Raw genomic sequence first — 18,198 nt, forward strand, 5'->3', positions numbered from 1 at the left:
CGTCGCCGGACAGTTCGACCATGTGGACGACGACGAACATGGAGTCGCCGTATTCCTCGATCTTGGGGCGCTGGTTGCCCCGCATCGCATCCTCGAGCGCCAGTTCGTGCAGGCCGAACTCCACCTGCATTTCAAGCAGTTCATCCGGCAGGGGGTCGGCCAGCGCTACCCACACAAAGCATCTGGGACGTGCCAGGTAGTCGCTGATCGCCTCCACCGGGATGTCGGACAGCTTCTTGCCTTCTTCATACGCAACGCAGTTGATCAACATGGACAATCCAGTAAGCTTGCAAAGCGCACAGCTTACTATATGCTGGCAGGCTATATGCGAACCGCAGCCTTGCGGCTAATCGTCCTTCGCCCCGCCTATCCCCAGCTCGGCGATCTTCCGCGTGATGGTATTGCGCCCGATCCCCAGCCTGACCGCCGCATCGTTCTTGCGTCCATGCGTATACTTCAGCGCCGTCTTGATCAGCGCCGACTCGAACTGGCGCCCCAGTACGTCCATCACCTCCAGCTCGCCTGCGCTCAGCATCCTGGCCGCCTGCATTTCCAGCATGTCGATCCAGTCCCCATTACGCGCCGGCGCCATCGCCTGTGACGCCACCGAGGACATCGGCAGCTCCAGCGGCGCCTGCGCCACCGTGTCCCAGCCGCCGCCCGAGCCATGCGCCAGTTCCGGCGGCAGGTCCTTGACCTCGACCGTCTGCCCCGGCGCCATCACGGTGATCCAGTTGCACAGGTTTTCCAGCTGGCGCACATTGCCCGGCAGCTCCAGGCTGCTGAGGAAGGCCATGGCCGCCTCGCTCATGCGCTTGGTCTCCACGCCCAGCTGGCGTGCGCTCTGCACCAGGAAATGGCGGGTCAGGATCGGAATGTCCTCGCGCCGTTCGCGCAGGCTCGGCAAGCGCAGCCGGATCACGTTCAGGCGGTGATACAAGTCCTCGCGGAACATGCCTTCGCGCACGCGCAGCTCGAGGTTCTGGTGGGTCGCGGTGATCACCCGCACGTTGGCCTTGAGCGGCTGGTGGCCGCCGACCCGGTAGAAGTGCCCGTCCGACAGCACCCGCAGCAGCCGGGTCTGCAGGTCGAAGGGCATGTCGCCGATCTCGTCGAGGAACAGGGTGCCGTTCTCGGCCTGCTCGAAGCGTCCGCGCCGTGTTGCCTGGGCGCCAGTAAAGGCGCCCCGTTCATGGCCGAACAGTTCGGATTCCAGCAAGTCCTTGGGAATCGCCGCCGTGTTCAGTGCGATGAAGGGCTGGCTGGCGCGCGGGCTGTGCTTGTGCAGGGCGCGCGCGACAAGCTCCTTGCCGGTTCCGGATTCGCCGGTGATCAGCACCGTCACGTTCGACTGCGACAGCCGGCCGATGGCGCGGAACACTTCCTGCATGGCGGGCGCCTGGCCCAGGATTTCCGGGGTGTCGGCCGGCCCGGCCTCGACGCTGGTTTCGCGCAGGCTTTCATCCTGCGCGCGCCGGATCAGGGCGACAGCCTTGTCGATGTCGAAGGGCTTTGCCAGGTATTCGAAGGCCCCGCCCTGGAAGGCGGCCACGGCCGAGTCCAGGTCGGAGTAGGCGGTAATGATGATGACCGGCAGGCCGGGGCATTTTTCCTTGACTGCCTGCAACAGTTCGAGGCCGGACTCGCCCGGCATGCGGATGTCGGACACCAGCACTTGCGGCGTTTCCAGCTCCAGCGCGGCGAGCGCGTCGGGGGCATTCGAAAAGCTGCGGGTGGCCAGGTTTTCGCGCGCCAGGGCTTTTTCGAGCACCCAGCGGATCGATGCATCATCGTCGACTATCCAGATTGGTTTCATGTATTCGCGCTTTCCCGCTTAATCGATCTGCAATGGGGACCGCTGCCACCCGCCGGGCCGCGGCTTATGGCAGCGGCAGCAGGATGCGGAAGTCGGTCAGGCCGGGCCGGCTCTCGCACTCGATCACGCCCATGTGCTGTTGCACGAAGGTCTGTGCGAGCGTCAGCCCCAAACCGCTGCCGCCATCCCTGCCCGACACCAGCGGGTAGAAAATCCGGTCGCGGATCTGGGGCGAGATCCCCGGTCCATTGTCGATGATATGCAAGTCTAATGCCAGCGCGTAGCGAACCTTGGCCAGGGTCATCTGGCGCGCCACCCGCGTCTTCAGAATAATCTCGGCGTCGCCCGCCTCGATGCGCTCCGCCAGCGCCTGGGCGGCATTGTGGGCAATGTTGAGCACGGTCTGGATCAGCTGTTCCTTGTCGCCCCGAAACTCGGGAATCGAGGCGTCATAGTCGCGCCGGATCGCGAGCCCGCTCGGGAATTCGGCCAGGATCAGGCTGCGCACCCGCTCCAGCACTTCGTGGATGTTGACGTCTCCCACGATGTGCGGGCGCCGGTGCGGCGCCAGCAGGCGGTCGACCAGGGTCTGCAGCCGGTCGGCTTCCTTGATGATGACCTGGGTGTATTCGCGCAGCTGGGTCAGGTGCAGCGGCGGCAGCTCCAGTTCGAGCAGCTGGGCCGCGCCGCGAATGCCGCCCAGCGGGTTCTTGATCTCGTGCGCCAGGTTGCGGATCAGCTCCTTGTTGGCCTGGCTCTGGTCGAGCAGGCGCTCCTCGCGGTCGAGCTTGAGCTGTTGGTCGTTCTCGCGCAACTCGACCAGCACCGCACCACCGTCGAGCACCGAAACGATGCTGTGCACATGCAAGGGCTCGCGCCCGCCCCGTTCTAGGGCCAGGTCCTGGCGGATGTCGGCGTATTTGTGGGCCTTGGCCTGCTCGCACAGCGCGGCCAGTTCGTCGCCGTTGACGAACAGGGTGGCCAGGCTCTGGCGCGACAGCGCCTTGACCGAGCTGTCGAGCAAGTTCTCGGCAGCGGCGTTGGCGTACTGGATGCGGCCGGCCGCGTCGGCGATCAGCACCGCCGAGGCAAGCAGGTCGAGTCCGGCCAGCGCGTCGGCGTTCATCGGATGTTCGACAGTTCGCGCTTGAGCGCGGCGACGTTCTGTTCGGAGCGCGAAATGCTGTCGCGCATGTCGGCCACGCGCGCCTGGTACTTGGCGTAGTTCTTTTCGTTGCCCTGGCGTTCAGGCTCGCCGTTGTTGAATTCCTTGCGCAGCTCGGCCAGGCGGCGCTCTTCGCTGCGCAGCTCTTCCGACAGGATGCCGCGGCGGTCGTCGTCGCGCGCGCGCTGCTGGGCGCTGTCGACGCGCGGGAAATCCGCCGGCGTGGCCGTCGACATCGTCGACGCTATCCGGGCCGGCTGCTGTGCAGGCCCCTTGCGCGCCGGCGGCGCCGCGATCGAGCCGGGCACGTCGAGCATCTTGCAGCCTGGACGGCTGGCATCGGTCAGCTCGCGCCTGCCCTGCGCATCGGTGCACAGGTAGATGTCGGCCGCCGCGAACGGCGCCGCCGACATCAGTGCAAAGCCGATAACTGCAGGGAAAATCCTCGTTGTCATTAGCATCAGCGTTCAAAGCACGTGAATCCGTGCGGAATAAAGGTGACCTTGAACATACCTTATCCTAAAAAAAAACGCGAGGAAAGCTGTGGCTCTCCGCGCGTTTATTACAGCTCATTTACAGATTCGATGCCAGCCTGTTCACACAAGCTGGCAAGCGAACAAGAAAACGATTAGCAGGAATAGTACATGTCGAATTCAACCGGATGGGTCGTCATGCGCATGCGCTGCACTTCGGTCATCTTCAGTTCGATGTACGCATCGATCATGCTGTCGCTGAACACGCCGCCGCGGGTCAGGAACTCGCGGTCCTTGTTCAGCGCGTCGAGTGCTTCTTCCAGCGATGCGCAGACGGTCGGGATCAGCGCGTCTTCTTCCGGCGGCAGGTGGTACAGGTCTTTCGACGCTGCTTCGCCCGGGTGGATCTTGTTCTGGATACCGTCCAGGCCTGCCATCAGCAGCGCGGCGAAGCACAGGTAGACGTTGGCCAGCGGGTCAGGGAAGCGGGTCTCGATGCGGCGGCCTTTCGGGTTCGCCACGTGCGGGATGCGGATCGATGCCGAACGGTTGCGTGCCGAGTAGGCCAGCTTGACCGGGGCTTCGTAGCCAGGCACCAGGCGCTTGTACGAGTTGGTGCCAGGGTTGGTGATCGCGTTCAGCGCCTTGGCGTGCTTGATGATGCCGCCGATGTAGAACAGCGCGTCATCCGACAGGCCGGCATAGCCGTCGCCTGCGAACAGGTTCTTGCCTTCTTTCCAGATCGACTGGTGCACGTGCATGCCCGAGCCGTTGTCGCCGACGATAGGCTTCGGCATGAAGGTCGCGGTCTTGCCGTAGCTGTGGGCCACGTTCCAGACCACGTACTTCAGGTTCTGGGTCCAGTCGGCGCGCTCGACCAGGGTCGAGAACTTGGTGCCGATTTCGTTCTGGCCGGCGCCGGCCACTTCGTGGTGGTGCACTTCGACCGGGATGCCCAGCGCTTCGAGGATCAGGCACATTTCCGAACGCATGTCCTGGAAGCTGTCGACCGGAGGAACCGGGAAGTAGCCGCCCTTGACGGTTGGACGGTGGCCGCTGTTGCCGCCTTCGATTTCCTTGTCGGTCGCCCACGACGATTCGTCGGAGTCGATCTTGACGAAGCAGCCCGACATGTCGATCTTCCAGCGCACGCTGTCGAAGATGAAGAATTCCGGCTCAGGACCGAAGAAGGCGGTGTCGCCGATGCCGGTCGACTTCAGGTAGGCTTCGGCGCGCTTGGCGATCGAGCGCGGGTCGCGGTCGTAGCCCTTGCCGTCCGACGGCTCGATCACGTCGCACTGCATGAACAGCGTGGTCTCTTCCATGAACGGGTCGATGTGCGCGGTGTTCGGGTCAGGCATCAGGATCATGTCCGATGCTTCGATGCCCTTCCAGCCGGCGATCGACGAGCCGTCGAACGCGTGGCCCGACTCGAACTTATCGAGGTCGAAGTGCGACACAGGCACGGTCACGTGCTGTTCCTTGCCGCGGGTGTCGGCAAAACGGAAATCAACGAACTTGACCTCGTTGTCCTTGACCATCTTCAAGACTTCTGCGGCTGTTCTTGCCATTCTGGATTCTCCTAAATGAAATGGGGGGTTGCCGGCGCACGTGCGCTTGCGGCAAAGCTTGCACAGCTATAAGCAGGAAGCATGCCAGCCAGCGAAAAACCGTGTTACGCAGCAGCACCTTTGAACGGGCGATAAAATGCTTCTAAAATGAACCGAACCGAAACGTCGCCCGCTGTCTGCCGCTGAGTCATCGCACAATATTGGTGCATTCATAAATTATCGCACCGTTTTGATGCGCAATGCACCGGAATAGGCTGTTTGCCCTCGGCTGGTGCGCCGGATCCCTATCATAGCCCTAAATACTATCTGAAAGACATCGCATGGACACCGTTCAAGAGATTCTCACCCGCGCCCGCACCCGTACGCCCGGGCAGCCCTACGAGGGAGCGGTGACGCCGCAAGAAGCCTGGCAGCTGATCCAGGCCGACCCGCGGGTCAAGCTGGTCGACGTGCGCACCACCGCCGAGCGCGAATGGGTCGGCCGTCCGGCAGTGCCGGGCAGCCAGCATATCGAAGTGGAATGGAATACCTGGCCGGGCGGCACCCAGAACCCGCTGTTCAAACAGCACCTGGCGGAAGCCGCGCAGCGCGACGACATCCTGCTGTTCCTGTGCCGTTCCGGCGTGCGCTCGCGCAGCGGCGCGGCGGCCGCGCGGGAAGCCGGCTTCCCGCATGCCTTCGACATCCTCGACGGCTTCGAGGGGCCGAAGGACAGCGAAGGTCACCGCAAGACCGTCAGCGGCTGGTGCAAGGAGGGCCTGCCCTGGAAGGGCGCGTAAGCGAATGCTTACACCGCGGCGCCCGGCGCCGCAGTCCCTCCATCGGCAGCAACCTCGGGGCGCGCTTCCTTGCCGCGCCCCTCCACATTCATCGCATGGCGCACGCGCTGGCGCACGAAATTGATGTGGCTGCGCAGGCCGTACAGGGCATCCGCGAAAGCCAGCGGAATCGAAATCTGGTTGACCCTGTCCTCGATCTCGTCGAGGCGCTTGAGCAGCGCAGCGCACACCTGCGCCTTTCCCTCGTGCGGCGCGGCGTCCAGTTCCTGCTCCACTGTGCGCAGCTGACCATACCAGCGGTAGACGCGCGAGCGGATTCGCCATACGTACAGCGGCGGCACCACTTTCGACAGCGGGATCCACAGCGCCGCCAGCGCCACCACCAGCACCCACATCCGGTCCAGCAGGTTCGCCATCCAGAAGCTCATGTAGCGCTGCAGCAGCGGCGGCCCATCCTTGTAGAACTTCTGCGCCTCGCGCGCCACCGGGATCTCGGTAAACTTCGGCGATGGGAACTGGCCCTGCTGCTGGAACCATCCCGGCGCGCCGTGGATGCTGCTGGCGGCCTGCACGAACAGGTCGACCAGCGCGGGATGCAGGTCGTCGCGCGCGACCAGGGTGGCGGTGGGCGCGATCAGGTGATAGTCCTGCGCAGGCAGGTCGCGGCCGACATCGACGATCCCGCGCGGCAGCACCACGTGCGACACGAACGGCATGCGGCGCGTGTACGCCTCGGCCTGGGAGAAGTCGAACAGCTTGATGCCGGGCGTCTGCAGCAGCATCTGCACCAGCAGCGCTTCCGGGCCGGAGCTGAATACCAGCGCGTCGATGCGGCCTTCCAGCAGCTCGACCGTGGCCGGCGTGTTTTCCAGGCCGCCGATGATCAGCGTGCCCGGATCGACGCCGTTCAGCTCGAGCACCTGGCGGAACAGCTTCGGCACGCCGGTGCCCTCCGGCCCCAAGTTGATCCGCTTGCCTTTCAGGTCGGCGATGTGGGTAACGGCGACCGGCTCGCGCATGAACAGCCAGACCGGCTCGGTGAACAGGCTACCCAGCGAGACCAGCCCCTTGCGCTCGCCCCCGGCCTGTTCGGTCGAGCCGCCGCTTTGCACGAAGGCGATATCGACGGTGCCGTCCTTGAGCCGCTCCAGGTTCTCCTGCGACCCGAGCGAGGGCTGCAGCGTGACCTTGATGCCGTGTTTGGCCAGTGCGGCAGCGTACTTCTTGCCGAACTCCTCGTAGGCGCTGTTTTCCTGGCCGGTGGCCAGCGACACCTGGCGCGGCGGAGTCGGGTCGACCATCACGTAGGCGAGCGCACACAGGGCCGCGATCAGGATCACGGTGGGGCCGGTGGCGGCGACCAGGTCGGGGAAGGAGAACCGGGTGAATTTCCGGATGTTGGACATAACGCGGCGCATGGGTTTCATGCTCCGTACGATGCCAAGGTTTTAACAACTATGCAAGGCGTAACGTGTGCCCCCCCTACAACCGGCGCGCACCGGAAACGAGTAGGGCGGATAAGCGAAGCGCATCCGCCGATTGCATGCATTTATGGCGGCGCATGCGTTCGGCGGATGCTTCGCTAAGGAGCATTCGCTTGCAAGCGAATGCCGTTCCGCAGGCGAATCGCTTTGCGATTCGAAACCCCTGCTTCACCGCTTGCGCTTATCCGCCCTACGTGTCAGAGATCCATGAGGCTTAGTTGCCGCCGCAGACCTTGTACGGCACGCCTGCAGCCGTCGTCGCCGGCGGTTCGATCATCGGCATCAGGCTTGGCGCCAGGGTGACCAGCAACTGTACCGGCAGCGCGCTGGTGAAGTCGTAGTCGGCCGCACGCGGACCGGCCACGTAAGCCGTCATGCTGCCGAAGAAGCGCTCGCCGATGTTGAAGACGAAGGTCGCCGACCGGTTCACGTAGCGCGACTCGATCAGGCGCCCTGCCCCCGCATACACCTCGAAGCGCTGGTCGCCGGTACCAGTCTTGCCGCCAACTGCGATCACCTGCCCGTCCGACATCGTGAAGGCCGTTTTCACGCGCTTGGCGGTACCGTCGGACACGACGCCGCGAATCGCTTCCGCCACCACGCTTGCCACTTCCGGCGACAGCACTCTTTCGGCCTTGGCTTCGCCCGCCGGCTTGACCAGCGTTTCATACGGCGTAGCCTTGGCGAAGTGGAGCGAGTCGATGCGGCGGGTCGGCTTGCGCAGGCCGCCGTTGACGATGATGCCCATCATCTCGGCCAGCGAAGCAGGACGGTCGGCCGAGGCGCCCAGCGTGGTCGCATAGGACGGCGTCAGCGAGTCGAACGGATAGCCCATCTTTTTCCACTGTGCGTGGATCTTGAGGAAGGCTTCCACCTCCAGCAGGCCGGCGATGCGGCGGTCCTGGGCGTGCTTGCGGTGGGTGTTGAACAGCCACGCATACACCAGCTGGCGTTCGCGCACGCTGGCGTCGGTGATGTCGGCGAACTTGGCCTCGGGGTGGGCGCGCATGTACCCGACCAGCCACAATTCCAGCGGGTGGATGGTGGCCAGGTAGCCGCGGTCGGCCAGCGACATGTTGGCAGGCGAGTACTGCGTGTACATGCGTGCTATGCGCTCGTCGTCGATCTCGTTGGTCGACGCCAGGTTGTCGTTGATGAACTTGCCGAACTGCGCCACCGTCGCTTCCGGCGCGATCGTGCGGTGCACGTTGGCCAGGCGGGTCGGCGTCGGACGCAGGCTGGCCAGCAGTACCTTCTCGGCTTCGGCCGCGGTCTTGCCGCGGTACTTGTTATAGAAGCGCGTGAGGAACTCGCGGCCTTCGCGGTCGGCGAAACGGGCCAGGTATTCGGCCCGGCGCGGATCGGTCGAATCGGCCAGCAGCGCCGCCGACGATCCGGGCAGCTGGAACATGTAATAGCGCACCACGTCGCGCATCATGCGGACGAACACCAGGTTGGTCGAGCTGCGCAGCGCGTCGCGCACCGGCATGATCTTGCGGTCGTCCAGCTTGCTGAAGTTGCCGAAGGTGTGCAGGCCGCCGCCGGTGAAGAAGCCTTCGTACGGGCTGGCCGAGTACTTGCGGTTGAGCGCCGCCTCCAGCATCGCATCGAGCGATCGCTGTTCCGGCCTGGCGTTGAGCGTGAAGTATTCCACCGCCCACTGCGACATGCGGTCCTTCGGATCGATATGCACCGCCTTGAGCTGCTGCGCGTCCATGCCTGAGAAACGCTTGTGCAGCTGGTCGACGATGTCGAGGTAGGTCACCAGCGTACGCAGCTTAGCGGTGGAGCCGAGGTCAAGCTTCGCGCCTTCGTTGATGTCGAGCGGCTGGTCGTAGTTATCGGTCTGCACGCGCAGGTAGTTGGCGTTGGCGCCGCGTTCGAGCAAGGTGAAGCTGTACACCACGTTGGCGGGGTCGCCATTGCCCAGCAGGCCCTTGCCGGTCAGGCCGGCCGCTGCTGCCTTTTCGGCGTCGCGCAGGTCGCGCAGCACCGCGGTGACGGCGTTCTGCGCGTTCGAGTCGAGCGTGCTGGCGACCGACAGGTCGAGCCGGTCGAGGTTGTACAGGCGGCTGTCGCCGAGCATGCTGCCCAGGTGGGTGCGCACCGCGTTCGAGGCCTTGCGCGTGACGAAGGTGTTGGCGGCCGGCGACGCGACGCCGGAGCTGGCCGACGGGTTGAGCGGCAGCGGCAGCGCGGCGTCGCGCAGCTTGGGCGAAATCACGCCGGCCTGCGCCAGCACGCGCAGGTGGGTGTTGGTCAGCCTTTCGAGGTCGTCGTCGCCGGCGCCGAGATAGTGCGCGGGACGGCGCTGCGCGATCATCAGGCTCAGTGCTTCCTTGTAGACTTGCGCGGCCTGCGGCGTGTCGAGGCGGCCGGCAAGGACGCGGTTGACCTCGTCGAACTTGCGTCCGTACCAGACCCACATGCCGTCGCCGATGCCGTTCACTTCGCCGTAGCCAGGCTTGGCCGACAGCGGCACGGTGTTGAGGTAGTCGACCACGATCTGGCGGCGTGCCTTTGTCGTATCTTCGCCGCCCTGGTAGGCGCGCAGCGTGGCCGACGCCATCTGGACCAGCTTGTCGGACAGCGATCCGGTGCGGCCCTCCGGCGAGTGGCGGTATTTTTCGATTTGCGTGGCAAGCGTGCTGCCGCCGGCCGAGCGCTTGTCGCCCGGCGTGAACACACTCAGCAACTTGTCGAGCACGGCCTTGCTGAAGCGGTCCCATTCGACGGCAGGATTGCGCTTCGGGTATTTGGTGTCGAGCAGTTCGCGGTTTTCGATGAACAGCAGGCTCTTGACCAGCAGCGCAGGCGCCTTGTCGAAGCCGTCGTAATAGCGTTCGGGGAACTGCGACGAGAACAGCGGCGCGCCGCGGCAGTCGAGGATGGACAGGCCGGCCCTGGTCTTTTCCTTGTACGTGGCGAACAGGCCATGGTCGGCCATGTCGGACATCGCCGGCGAAATGCGCGCCTGCGCCGCCACCAGGTAGTCGCGCGATTGCAGCTTGTCGAGGTAGCCGGGCAGGTTGGCGTAGCCGAGGCGCGCGTCGTACGGGCTTTCGGACGGGAAGCGGATCGACTTGCTCGGGCCCTCGCCCATCGTGTAGGTGAGCTTGGACGCCAGCCGCGAAAAGTACTCGGCCTGCATCGCAGAGCTGCGCATTTCGTAGGCGGCCAGCGCGGCCGCCAGCACGAGCAGCACCAGCACGATGATGAACAGGACGGGGCGGAAGCGGCGGCGCGGCTTGTCGGGTTGCGGCTCGGGCATGGCGTCTTCCGCTCCTTCGGATACGGGCGCAGGCTCGGGCACGAGCGACAGGTGCGGATGCGGGTAATTGAGATGCGGTACGCTGTGCGTGCCTGTGCTGGCGATAGAAGCGGCGCGTCCGCGCAATTTGCGTACGGCGCGGTCTACGATGCGGGGCCGTCGAAAACGACGAGTACTTTCCATGATGGTCAACCGGTTTGAATCAATTTTACTTCGAATCCCCGTTCAACCTTCGCCATCTGTGCAACTGGTTGGTGCGAGTGATTTGAAGAGCTTGTTATTGCAATCTACTGCGCGGCACCCCACTCAAGATACCGATTCGCGATAACTACATTGCACCACACGAACCCTGTGGCACGAAGGCGAGTTCATGAAAAGTTTGATTTCGTCCTGCCATTTTCGCAAAAAAACAACGACTGCGTTGGATGCAAAAAAAGGCGCCGCCGATTCATGCAATATGCATTCGCGCCCCGCCGTTACAGTCGGTGCGCGAACTAACCATGTTAGTATAAAAACGTCAATTGACCGGATGATTACATCGCCGCCGCGACCACGTTCGTGCCGCGTTCGGCGCGCAGGTCGGCCAGCGCCTGCATGCAGTAATACTGGAACCAGAGTCCGGTGAAAATGAAGATCACCACATACAGCCAGATCGACAGCGCCGCCAGGAACGGGAACAGGAACACGGCCACGATGGTCCCGCCGATCCACACGATGCCCGGCAGTGCGCCGGCCGCGCCCGATGCGATTCCGATGATCATCAGCTGGCGCTTGTGGCGGCGCGCGATCTCGATGCGTTCGTCTTCGCTGGCATGGTCGGCGAGCGCGTCGTAGCTCATCACGCGCGCGGTCAGCCAGCCCCACAGCGCGGCCTGCGCGATCACCGCCACCGGCGCGATCGCGTACAGCGGCAGCGACAGCAGCCAAAGCGGAACGAAGATGACGAAACCGCTCAGGTTGACCAGCAGGCTGCCGATGAAACTGCCGCCCTTCTTCATCTCCAGTTGCGGGAACTGGCGGCGAGCGACGTGGCGCACGATGGCCGGCATCGCCACCACGCCCATGAACAGCAGCGAAGTCACCACCATCAGCGGCAGCAGGAACAGCACCGCCAGCAGCGGCACGATGACGGTCTTCAGGAAGCCGAGGCCCAGCGCCGACAGCCAGCTGCCGCTGGCGCTGAACCAGCCATACTCCGTGAACAGCGCGTGCATGTGGTCGAGCACAGGCTGCAGGCCGTTCCACAGCAGCGCGCCCCACAGTGCCACCGACAGCAGGAAGGGAATCACCGACAGCAGCAGCATTTTCCCGCTCAGCTGGGACATCAGGGCGCGGCCGTAGGCGGTGGCGACGGGACGCAGGGAGTTCTGGTTCATTAGGCTGGATGAATGGTTGGCGAATTGTCGTTCGAAGCAGGCGAAGCATAATCGAAACCCGGGAGCTCTGCCTTGCCGGCCCGTCAATTGGCGGATTGACACGGCATGGACTACAATCGTCGATCACACCGCTCTCTTAAAGGAAACGACATGTCCACGACCACCACCGAATCCGGCCTGCAGTACGAAGACACCAAAGTCGGCGAAGGCGCCGAAGCCAAGGCAGGCACGCCTGTCACCGTTCACTACACCGGCTGGCTGCGCAACGACGACGGCACCCAGGGCGCGAAATTCGATTCGAGCAAAGACCGCAACGATCCGTTCCAGTTCAACCTCGGCGCCGGCCAGGTCATCCGCGGCTGGGACGAAGGCGTCCAGGGCATGAAGGTCGGCGGCCAGCGCCGCCTGACCATCCCTGCGAGCCTGGGCTACGGCGCGCGCGGCGCGGGCGGCGTGATCCCGCCGAACGCCACGCTGATCTTCGACGTCGAGCTGCTGGCTGTCTAAGCGCCCGCTTTACCCATCCCACAGGAGCATTTATGAGCTTGCAGGAACAGTTCACCCAGGCCCAGGCCGATTCCAAGAACCTGCCTGAGCGTCCGGACAACATGACGCTGCTGAAGATCTACGCGCTGTACAAGCAGGCCTCGGGCGGCGACGCGACGGGCGAGCGCCCTGGCTTCACCGACATGGTCGGCCGCGCCAAGTTCGACGCGTGGGACGCGCTGAAGGGCACTTCGCAGGATGAGGCGATGCAGCAGTATGTCGACCTGATTGAAGAGCTGAAGGCTTAAGTACACCCGTAGGGCGGATAAGCGCAGCGCATCCGCCATGTATGCGTCGACGCGGCGCAAAATCGGCGGATGCGCTCCGCTTATCCGCCCTACGGCCCTACGGCCCTACGGCCCTACGGCCCTACTTCTTCATCACGCCGCGCAAAACACCTTCTGCATCTTCTCCGCCACCTTGGCGCGAATCGTGGGCGCGAACGCCCCCATCAAGAATCCCAGCGTGATCTGCATCCGCGCCTGCTGGCCGCGCAAGGTCAGCGATCCGTTCACGCCGCTGCGCTCGAAGCGCAGCACGTCGCCTTCCCATTTGCAGGCCAGGTCGAATTCGCGGGAGATCTTGTCGGCTACCTGCTGCGCGGCGTCGCGCGCTTTTTCCGGCGTCAGGCTGTGGTCCTGGACGATGCTGATGTCAGCCATGTCGGTGTTTCCGTTTCGGGCAAAACGAAGATGATACCGCGCATAGGCAATCTCGTCCAAGGCGCATCCCGTTTTTTGCCGGCGGCATTGAGAAATCGGCAATAATACGAGCTGCTCGTTTACCCCGGACCACCATGACCGACATCCAGCTGATCGCCGCCGTGATTTTCGGCCTCGCGCTCGTGCATACCTTCACCGCGCAATACTTCGTACGCCTCGCCCACCACTTCCCCCGCCACGAGGGCCTGATCCACTACTTCGGCGAGGTCGAGGTCATTTTCGGCATGTGGGCGATCATCCTTGTCGGCGCAATGGCGCTGGTATCGGGCGGCGCCGCAGCGCTGGCCTACGCCGAATCGCGCACCTTCACCGAGCCGCTGTTCGTGTTCGTCATCATGGTCATCGCCGCATCGCGGCCGGTGCTCGAAACCGTGCGCTGGTTCATTGCGCTGCTGGCGCGGATGGCGCCCGCGCGTGCCGCCGTCGCGCGCACCTGGCTATGCATGGCGATGGTGCCGCTGCTTGGCTCGCTGGTCACCGAGCCGGCCGCCATGACGCTGGCCGCGCTGATGCTCTTGCCGCTGGTGTTCCGCAAGGAGATGCCGGAGTGGCTGAAATACGCCGCGCTCGGCGTCCTGTTCGTCAACGTGTCGATCGGCGGCACCCTGACCTCGTTCGCGGCGCCGCCGGTGCTGATGGTGGCGCACACCTGGGGCTGGGACTCGGCCTTCATGGCGACCACCTTCGGCTGGCGCGCCGCCATCGCGGTCGTCATCAACGCCACGGTCGTTACCTTCATGCTGCGCGCCCACCTGGTCGACGAAGTGCCGGTCGAGGACGGCGCGCCGGTGCCGCTCCTGGTGCGCCTGATCCACATCACCTTCCTCGCCGCGGTGGTCGGCTTCGCCCATCACCCGGTCATCTTCCTCGGCCTGTTCCTGCTGTTCCTCGGTTTCTGCCATGCCTATGGCGAGTACCAGTCGCCCCTGATCCTGCGCGAAGGCGTGCTGGTCGGCTTCTTCCTGGCCGGCCTGGTGGTCCTGGGCGGCATGCAGCAGTGGTGGCTGCAGCCGGTCGTCACCAGCCTGCAGCCGCTGGCCCTGTTCTTCAGCGCCGTGGGGCTGACCGCGATCACCGACAACGCTGCGCTGACCTACCTCGGCTCGCTGATCCATGGCCTGTCCGACCAGGCGAAGTACCTGCTGGTGGCGGGCGCGGTGGCCGGCGGCGGCCTGACCGTGATCGCCAACGCGCCCAATCCGGCCGGCGCGGCCCTGCTGCGCAAGGGCTTCCGGGACGAGGCTATCGGGGTGCCCGGCCTTCTGGCCGGCGCCGCGCTGCCGACCGTGGTGGCGGTGGTGATGTTCCTCGTGTAGCACGGCCGCCCGTTTTACCCGCGCTTCTATCCCGGGCTTGCGCCGAATCAAGCGCGGCCGGGGCTGGCCGCGCCACTATTTCTTCACAAACGTGTCTGCCAACCACTACCGGAAGGCGCACCAGCCTTGTGGAGAACGACCATGAATCGTCGAGTAAGCGTACCGGCCGGGGCGCTCGTGACCGAACGCGAGCAAGCGCCGGTCAGCTTCGTGCCGACTCCCAGCGCCCCCTACCGCCAGCACCGCAAGGCCGCCTCGCTGATGCTCGAACCGGGCAAGCCGCGCATCGGCCTGGCCGATCAGCCGCCGCCGGAACCGGTGCCGCTGCCGTACGCCTTCGGCGCGCGCGTGCTGATGTGGAAGCAGGACCCGTCGGTCAGCGAGATCGGCACGCGCAAGGCCTTCCTGCCGGGGATCGTGCTGGCCGGGCCGCGCGATGCCCGCATCGTGTACGGCGAGCCGGGCATCGCGCCGGTCAGCCCGAACGCCTTCGGCGACTTCGTCACCATGCCCGACACGCCGCAGTTCGACGCCGTGCACACCTTCGCGGTGGTGCGCCAGACCCTGACGATGTACCAGCGGGCGCTGGCCGGCGGCGACGGCGAAACGCCGCTGCCGTGGCAGTGGAACAGCAGCATCGACACCGCGCCCCTGGAGATCTTCCCGCACGGCCTGCCCAACACGATGAACGCCTTCTACAGCCGCTCGCAGTGCTGCCTGAAGTTCGGCGACTTCGTCCCCAGCGGCTCGGCCGAGCGCGTGTACACCTGCCGTTCGTTCGACATCGTCTCGCACGAGGCCGGGCATGCGGTGCTCGACGGCCTGAAACCCGACTGGCTGCTGGCCGATAACCCGCCGCAGACCGGCGGCCTGCACGAAGCTTTCGGCGACCTGACCGCGATCTTCCTGGCGCTGTCGCAGCTGGATCAGTGCGAAGCGATCGTGGCGCAGACCAAGGCACGCCTGCACGACAAGACCTTCCTGGCCGACATCGCCGAGCAGTTCGGCCTGGCGCTGGGCCGCTCGAACGGCCTGCGCAACGCCGACAACGACATCACGCTGTCGGAAGCGGGCACCGAGGTGCATGCGATCTCGCAGGTGTTCACCGGCGCCATCTACGACATCCTGGCCGACATCTTCACCCACGAACGCGACCCTGCACTGCGCGACGACGCCGCGGTGCTGCACGAGGTCGCCGGCTACCTGCGCGGCGTGCTGCTGCGCGCGCTGATCGCGGCGCCCGACTTCGGCGCGACCTATCCCGACGTGGTCAACGAGATGCTGCGCATCGTCGGCGAGGACAAGCGCCCGGCCGCATACCGCAACTTCATCCGCAACCGCTTCGTTGCGCGCGAGGTGGTGGCGTCGCCGCTGGCGCTGACCGAGGACGTGCCCGCGGACGCGCGCCTGGCGCCGGGCGTGCGGGATGCGCCCGGTGCGGTGCAGGACCGGCGCGCCTGCTGCGGCACCATGAACCTGGCCGAGTACTACGGCATCGACCACGTGTTCGACGCCGAGGTGCAGGCGCTGGCGCAATGGTGCGCCGAGCATGGGCGCACCGGTCCGGCGCCCTCGCGCGACGACGAAGCCGCCGGCGGCGACCGCAGCGCGGAGGACGCGTGAAAATCACCGTCAAAGGCGGCGGCGGCTTCGCCGGCGGCGCCGAACACTACCAACTCGATACCGCCGGCGTCAGTCATGGTCCGGAGCTCGAGGCGCTGCTGCAGGACCTCGGCTTCTTCCAGGCCGCCGCCACGCCGGCCCCGGTCGGCGCCGACATCCCGCACTGGGAGATCACGGCGGACGACGGCCAACGCTGTCATACTGTCGAGTTCGCGGAAGACGGCGGACCTGCCTGCACCCACTGGAAACCCCTGCTCGAGCGCCTGCGCGCGGGCGGCTGAACCGCTGGAAGGCGTGGCGTCCGCCCTGCCGGATTGTCAAAAAAGCGGCAAAACGGGCGCCATGACCAGCATTTGCTTATTTGTATAGTGTATAAGCGTCATTTGTGAGAAAAACCGAATTGCCTTAAAATACAGTGCTTTGCTATGGTTGGCGGATCGTTCCGGCGCCGGCCCGCAACACCTAATTTCACAGATAGGACTGTTATGACCCACGTTGTCACCGAATCGTGCATCGCATGTCGCTACACCGATTGCGTCGATGTATGCCCGGTAGATTGTTTCCGGGAAGGCCCGAATTTTCTGACGATCGATCCTGACGAGTGCATCGACTGCGCCGTCTGCGTGGCCGAATGCCCAGTCAACGCCATCTACGCCGAGGAAGACGTGCCGGCCGACCAGCAGCAATTCATCAAGATCAACGTCGACCTGGCGCGCTCGTGGCCGTCGATCACCAAGACCAAGCCTGCGCTGCCTGAAGCCGAGCAGTACAAGGACGTCAAGGACAAGCTGGGCATGTTGGTCCGCTAAGCGGTCCGCGCGCACGGCGCAGGCTGGCCCTCCTTTTACGGGCCCGCACACAATGTCCCGGGCGCGCCGCAGCAACACCAATCAAAATCAACAGGAAGTATACGTATGACAATCTCCGCCACCCACGAAGCAGGCACCATCGCTCCCAACAGTTCGTTCGCCGGCGCCATCGAAACCGACGCCGTCATCATCGGCGCGGGCCCGGTTGGCTTGTTCCAGGTGTTCGAACTCGGCCTGCTGGAAATCAAGGCCCACGTTATCGACTCGCTGCCGGCGGTGGGCGGACAGTGCGTTGAACTGTATCCGGACAAGCCGATCTACGACATCCCTGCCGTGCCTGTGTGCACCGGCCAGGAACTGACCGACAACCTGCTCAAGCAGATCGAGCCGTTCGAGCCGACCTTCCACCTGGGCCAGGAAGTGACCGCCGTGCAGCGCCGTGAAGACTCGCGCTTCAACGTCGAAACCTCGCTTGGCACCCGCTTCATCACCAAGACCATCTTCATCGCGGCCGGCGTCGGTTCGTTCCAGGCGCGCACGCTGAAGGTGGACGGCATCGAGCAGTTCGAAGGCAGCCAGCTGCACTACCGCGTCAAGGAACCTGGCCTGTTCGACGGCAAGAACCTGGTGGTGTGCGGCGGCGGCGACTCGGCGCTGGACTGGGCCCTGAACTTCGTCGGCAAGGCGGAATCGGTGGTGCTGGTGCACCGCCGCGAAGACTTCCGCGCGGCGCCTGCCTCGGTGGCCAAGATGAAGGCGCTGTGCGACGAATTCGAAATGCAGCTGATCACCGGCCAGGTCACCGGCTTCGACACCAAGGACGGCAAGCTGTCCGAAGTGAAGGTCACCGGCGCCGACGGCGTCACCCGCCGCGTGCCGCTGGACATGCTGCTGGTGTTCTTCGGCCTGTCGCCGAAGCTGGGCCCGATCGCCGAGTGGGGCCTGGACATCGAGCGCCGCCAGCTGAAGGTCATGGACACCGAAAAGTTCGAGACCAACGTGCCGGGCATCTTCGCCGTGGGCGACATCAACACCTATCCGGGCAAGAAGAAGCTGATCCTGTCGGGCTTCCACGAAGCGGCGCTGGCTGCTTTCGGCGCGGCGCCTTACATCTTCCCGGACAAGAAGATCCACATGCAGTACACGACCACGTCGCCGAAACTGCACAAGATCCTCGGCGTCGAGACCCCGGTCTTCGACTAAAGCCGCGCGATATCCGCTTCGCGGAAATGCCGTCCAGTGCAAGC

At 64.8% G+C, this 18,198-nt stretch carries 17 protein-coding genes; 8 read left to right on the top strand and 9 right to left on the bottom strand.

Features of this window, described 5'->3' with window-relative positions; all coding sequences use genetic code 11:
* The 5 genes from D3872_RS01850 to glnA form a co-directional block, all read right to left on the bottom strand.
* Positions 1-271, bottom strand: a 271-nt coding sequence (locus D3872_RS01850) for a CorA family divalent cation transporter (protein WP_274381676.1), incomplete at its 3' end; no start/stop codon positions are given.
* A gap of 75 nt (positions 272-346) precedes the next feature.
* Positions 347-1,816 carry a nitrogen regulation protein NR(I) gene (gene ntrC / locus D3872_RS01855; RefSeq protein WP_119809212.1) on the bottom strand — a complete coding sequence of 490 codons (1,470 nt, stop codon included), beginning with the start codon at positions 1,814-1,816 and terminating at the stop codon, positions 347-349.
* Between the two features lie 64 nt (positions 1,817-1,880).
* Entirely contained in the window at positions 1,881-2,942 is a 1,062-nt protein-coding gene (gene glnL / locus D3872_RS01860) for a nitrogen regulation protein NR(II) (protein ID WP_119809213.1), read from the bottom strand.
* On the bottom strand, positions 2,939-3,436 hold the full coding sequence (locus tag D3872_RS01865) for a DUF4124 domain-containing protein (protein WP_119809214.1): 498 nt from the start codon (positions 3,434-3,436) through the stop codon (positions 2,939-2,941). The genes glnL and D3872_RS01865 overlap by 4 nt, the downstream gene beginning before the upstream one ends.
* A gap of 173 nt (positions 3,437-3,609) precedes the next feature.
* Positions 3,610-5,025, bottom strand: coding sequence for a type I glutamate--ammonia ligase (gene glnA, locus D3872_RS01870; protein WP_119809215.1), 1,416 nt, complete (start codon positions 5,023-5,025; stop codon positions 3,610-3,612).
* A 320-nt stretch (positions 5,026-5,345) separates the two neighbouring features.
* Here glnA and D3872_RS01875 point away from each other — a divergent pair, with 320 nt between their 5' ends.
* Positions 5,346-5,804, top strand: coding sequence for a rhodanese-like domain-containing protein (locus D3872_RS01875; RefSeq protein WP_119809216.1), 459 nt, complete (start codon positions 5,346-5,348; stop codon positions 5,802-5,804).
* A gap of 8 nt (positions 5,805-5,812) precedes the next feature.
* On the opposite strand, the gene D3872_RS01880 is transcribed toward D3872_RS01875, so the two are convergent.
* The 3 genes from D3872_RS01880 to D3872_RS01890 form a co-directional block, all read right to left on the bottom strand.
* The gene (locus D3872_RS01880; protein ID WP_229459106.1) at positions 5,813-7,222 is read right to left on the bottom strand and encodes a TAXI family TRAP transporter solute-binding subunit; all 1,410 of its coding nucleotides are present in this window, start codon (positions 7,220-7,222) and stop codon (positions 5,813-5,815) included.
* A 280-nt stretch (positions 7,223-7,502) separates the two neighbouring features.
* Positions 7,503-10,559: a transglycosylase domain-containing protein gene (locus D3872_RS01885; protein WP_119809217.1), complete on the bottom strand. Its 3,057-nt coding sequence runs from the start codon at positions 10,557-10,559 to the stop codon at positions 7,503-7,505.
* Between the two features lie 533 nt (positions 10,560-11,092).
* A complete protein-coding gene (locus D3872_RS01890; RefSeq protein ID WP_119809218.1) occupies positions 11,093-11,935 on the bottom strand; it encodes an EI24 domain-containing protein in 843 nt (280 codons plus the stop codon).
* 150 nt (positions 11,936-12,085) lie between these two features.
* Between D3872_RS01890 and D3872_RS01895 the strand changes: the two genes are divergently transcribed.
* Positions 12,086-12,442 (top strand): FKBP-type peptidyl-prolyl cis-trans isomerase, encoded by a 357-nt coding sequence (locus tag D3872_RS01895; protein ID WP_119809219.1) that lies wholly within the window; start codon positions 12,086-12,088, stop codon positions 12,440-12,442.
* Between the two features lie 32 nt (positions 12,443-12,474).
* A complete protein-coding gene (locus D3872_RS01900) occupies positions 12,475-12,729 on the top strand; it encodes an acyl-CoA-binding protein (protein WP_119809220.1) in 255 nt (84 codons plus the stop codon).
* Between the two features lie 132 nt (positions 12,730-12,861).
* On the opposite strand, the gene D3872_RS01905 is transcribed toward D3872_RS01900, so the two are convergent.
* Positions 12,862-13,143, bottom strand: coding sequence for a polyhydroxyalkanoic acid system family protein (locus tag D3872_RS01905; protein ID WP_119809221.1), 282 nt, complete (start codon positions 13,141-13,143; stop codon positions 12,862-12,864).
* 134 nt (positions 13,144-13,277) lie between these two features.
* Here D3872_RS01905 and D3872_RS01910 point away from each other — a divergent pair, with 134 nt between their 5' ends.
* The 5 genes from D3872_RS01910 (at position 13,278) to D3872_RS01930 (ending at position 18,154) form a co-directional block, all read left to right on the top strand.
* Positions 13,278-14,519 (top strand): putative Na+/H+ antiporter, encoded by a 1,242-nt coding sequence (locus tag D3872_RS01910; protein WP_119809222.1) that lies wholly within the window; start codon positions 13,278-13,280, stop codon positions 14,517-14,519.
* A gap of 141 nt (positions 14,520-14,660) precedes the next feature.
* The gene (locus D3872_RS01915; protein WP_119809223.1) at positions 14,661-16,142 is read left to right on the top strand and encodes a gluzincin family metallopeptidase; all 1,482 of its coding nucleotides are present in this window, start codon (positions 14,661-14,663) and stop codon (positions 16,140-16,142) included.
* The gene (locus tag D3872_RS01920) at positions 16,139-16,423 is read left to right on the top strand and encodes a protealysin inhibitor emfourin (protein ID WP_119809224.1); all 285 of its coding nucleotides are present in this window, start codon (positions 16,139-16,141) and stop codon (positions 16,421-16,423) included. Before D3872_RS01915 ends, D3872_RS01920 begins: the two co-directional genes overlap by 4 nt.
* Positions 16,424-16,627: 204 nt before the next feature.
* A complete protein-coding gene (gene fdxA, locus D3872_RS01925) occupies positions 16,628-16,951 on the top strand; it encodes a ferredoxin FdxA (protein ID WP_119809225.1) in 324 nt (107 codons plus the stop codon).
* Positions 16,952-17,056: 105 nt separating this feature from the next.
* Positions 17,057-18,154 carry an NAD(P)/FAD-dependent oxidoreductase gene (locus D3872_RS01930; RefSeq protein ID WP_119809226.1) on the top strand — a complete coding sequence of 366 codons (1,098 nt, stop codon included), beginning with the start codon at positions 17,057-17,059 and terminating at the stop codon, positions 18,152-18,154.
* Positions 18,155-18,198: the final 44 nt, after the last annotated feature.

It is taken from the genome of Massilia cavernae (assembly GCF_003590855.1).
Lineage (GTDB): Bacteria > Pseudomonadota > Gammaproteobacteria > Burkholderiales > Burkholderiaceae_D > Telluria_A > Telluria_A cavernae.

Bases quoted from the DNA above. Each gene is read 5' to 3' on its own strand.
- ntrC (WP_119809212.1), bottom strand. From the start codon at position 1,816: ATGAAACCAATCTGGATAGTCGACGATGATGCATCGATCCGCTGGGTG.
- glnL (WP_119809213.1), bottom strand. From the start codon at position 2,942: ATGAACGCCGACGCGCTGGCCGGACTCGACCTGCTTGCCTCGGCGGTG.
- D3872_RS01865 (WP_119809214.1), bottom strand. From the start codon at position 3,436: ATGACAACGAGGATTTTCCCTGCAGTTATCGGCTTTGCACTGATGTCG.
- glnA (WP_119809215.1), bottom strand. From the start codon at position 5,025: ATGGCAAGAACAGCCGCAGAAGTCTTGAAGATGGTCAAGGACAACGAG.
- D3872_RS01875 (WP_119809216.1), top strand. From the start codon at position 5,346: ATGGACACCGTTCAAGAGATTCTCACCCGCGCCCGCACCCGTACGCCC.
- D3872_RS01880 (WP_229459106.1), bottom strand. From the start codon at position 7,222: ATGCGCCGCGTTATGTCCAACATCCGGAAATTCACCCGGTTCTCCTTC.
- D3872_RS01885 (WP_119809217.1), bottom strand. From the start codon at position 10,559: ATGCCCGAGCCGCAACCCGACAAGCCGCGCCGCCGCTTCCGCCCCGTC.
- D3872_RS01890 (WP_119809218.1), bottom strand. From the start codon at position 11,935: ATGAACCAGAACTCCCTGCGTCCCGTCGCCACCGCCTACGGCCGCGCC.
- D3872_RS01895 (WP_119809219.1), top strand. From the start codon at position 12,086: ATGTCCACGACCACCACCGAATCCGGCCTGCAGTACGAAGACACCAAA.
- D3872_RS01900 (WP_119809220.1), top strand. From the start codon at position 12,475: ATGAGCTTGCAGGAACAGTTCACCCAGGCCCAGGCCGATTCCAAGAAC.
- D3872_RS01905 (WP_119809221.1), bottom strand. From the start codon at position 13,143: ATGGCTGACATCAGCATCGTCCAGGACCACAGCCTGACGCCGGAAAAA.
- D3872_RS01910 (WP_119809222.1), top strand. From the start codon at position 13,278: ATGACCGACATCCAGCTGATCGCCGCCGTGATTTTCGGCCTCGCGCTC.
- D3872_RS01915 (WP_119809223.1), top strand. From the start codon at position 14,661: ATGAATCGTCGAGTAAGCGTACCGGCCGGGGCGCTCGTGACCGAACGC.
- fdxA (WP_119809225.1), top strand. From the start codon at position 16,628: ATGACCCACGTTGTCACCGAATCGTGCATCGCATGTCGCTACACCGAT.
- D3872_RS01930 (WP_119809226.1), top strand. From the start codon at position 17,057: ATGACAATCTCCGCCACCCACGAAGCAGGCACCATCGCTCCCAACAGT.